This window comes from Streptomyces phyllanthi (assembly GCF_009377205.1).
Classification (GTDB): Bacteria; Actinomycetota; Actinomycetes; order Streptomycetales; family Streptomycetaceae; genus Streptomyces; species Streptomyces phyllanthi.
In genome coordinates this window covers 1-2036 of the sequence record NZ_VJZE01000832.1, presented here as the reverse complement: position 1 = coordinate 2036, position 2036 = coordinate 1, and the positions used below count along the sequence as shown (strand labels likewise).

2 protein-coding genes are annotated in these 2036 nt (G+C 72.9%); both read right to left on the bottom strand.

Annotated features, from left to right (window positions below; all coding sequences use genetic code 11):
- Nucleotides 1-11: 11 nt before the first annotated feature.
- A complete protein-coding gene (locus FNH04_RS45360) occupies nt 12-1100 on the bottom strand; it encodes an NAD(P)-dependent oxidoreductase (RefSeq protein WP_152792053.1) in 1089 nt (362 codons plus the stop codon).
- Nucleotides 1100-2036: cyclase family protein (locus FNH04_RS45355; protein WP_322725718.1), on the bottom strand; the 937-nt coding region annotated here is incomplete at its 5' end. The genes FNH04_RS45360 and FNH04_RS45355, both read right to left, overlap by 1 nt.

The window sequence follows — 2036 nt, the reverse complement described above, 5'->3', positions numbered from 1 at the left end:
GGGTGGGGAGCTCACGGGCGGACCCCCGCCCGCGCGGGTTCACCCGTGTCCGCTGCCAGTTCCCCCAGTCTTTCGGACAGGTGTGCGTGACCGAGCACCTCCCGGTTGACGACGAACCGGGGCAGCCGGCCGGTCGCCACATCCAGGACGGCCCGCACCGCGCTGCCGCCGTTCCCCGCGGACATCTCGTCGGTCCACGCCAGGCTGTGCGGGCTGAGGACCACGTTGTCCATGCTCAGCAGCGGGTTGCTCGCGTCGGGCGGCTCCGTCTCGAACACGTCCAGCCCGGCACCGCGGATACGGCCGGTGCGGAGCGCCTCGATCAGCGCCGCCTCGTCGACGATCGGGCCACGGGCGACGTTCAGCAGCACCGCCGTCGGTTTCATGAGGGACAGCCGCCGGGCGTCCACCAGATGGAAGGTCTCCTCGGTCAGCACGCACATCACGATCACCGCGTCGGCCTCGGCCATCACGGTGTCGGCGTCGGCGAGACGCACGCCGAGTTCCCGGGCGGTCTCCGGCGGGCAGTACGGGTCGTACGCGATGACCTCGGTGTCGAACGGCCGCAGCAGGCCGACCAGATCGCGGGCGGTGTTGCCGAGCCCGAGCAGGCCCACGCGGCGCCCGGTGAGCCCGAGGCCCATCCACCGCTCCTTCTCGGCCCAGCGTCCCTCCCGCACCAGCCGGTCCTTGACTGTGACGTTGTGCAGGAGGGACAGCAGCAGTGTGAGGGCGGCGGTGGCCACGGGACGCCGGGCGCCGTCGGGGGTGATGGTCACCAGCACGCCGTGCCGCGTGCAGGCGTCGAGGTCGACGGCGTCGTAGCCGACTCCGAAGCGGGCGAGGAGCAGCGGGGGTCTGGTGACGCCGGCGAAGGTGCGGGCGGTGACGGCGGGGCCGGCGAAGAGGACGGCGTCCAGGCCGTCGATGTCCGGGGCGAGGAGTCCGCCGGTGTCACGCGGCAGGTAGTGCCAGTCGATCCCGGCGGCGTCCAGCTCGCCGAGCCGGATGTCGCCCCACACATTGCGTCCGTCGGCGCCGAGGAAGTCACGGCTGACACCGACGGTGAACCGGCCACCGGCCGGTCGGGTGCCCGCCATCACAGCACCGCGACCGGGTTGACGGGAGAGCCCGTGCCGCCGGGAACGTTCAGCGGCGCCACGACGAGCAGGAACTCGTAGCGGCCCTGAGCCGCGCAGGCGGCGGACAGCGCCTCCAGATCGAGGTTGTCGAGCAGCGGTACGCCCATGGCCGTGATGGCGAGGGCGTGCACGGGGGAGTGCAGCCCCTCCACGGGGGAGGGCCGTACGTCGCTGTCGCCGTCGCCGCCGAGCAGGGAGATCCCGCGCTCGGCCAGCAGCGGTACGGCGTCGACGTGGAAGCCGGCGCTGGCGTTGTCCGGGTTCCAGGCGCCGAGTTCGGCGCGGCGCCGGAAGTGGCCGGAGCGCAGCAGGACCGCGTCGCCGTCGCCGATGGTCACGCCGAGTGCCTTCTCGGCGGCGAGTACGTCGTGGGCGTGTACGGCGGTGCCGGGCTCCAGCCAGTCGGTGCCGAGGACGGCGGGCAGGTCGATCAGGACGCCCTTGGTGACCAGGGGGCCGAGGGCGGAGACGGCGCCGAAGCGGGCGCCGGCCGCGTCGACGACCTCCCGGGCGGTGCGGCCGTCGTAGAGCTGCCCGCGGTAGGCGATGTGGGAGAGCGCGTCGAGATGGCTGACGCCCTTGCCGTGGTAGTCGACGGCGATGAAGTCCTTGTGGCAGGACGGTTCCGGGGCCTCCACGTCGCCGAGGTCGGACATGTAGTGGAGGGCGGGCTTGCCGTTGTCGGGGCCGGGCACCGTGTTCCAGGGCAGGGCCATCGGGACGGTCGTGCCCGTGCGGACCAGGGTGGTGGCACGCTGGACATGGGCCGGTGTGACCCGGTTCCACGCGCCACGGTCGGCGGGGGTCCAGCGGCCCCAGGTCCGTACGGTGTCGAAGAGGGAGTCGAACTCCTCGCGTGACAGACGGGGTCCGTTGTCGGCAGGGGAAGGGGGC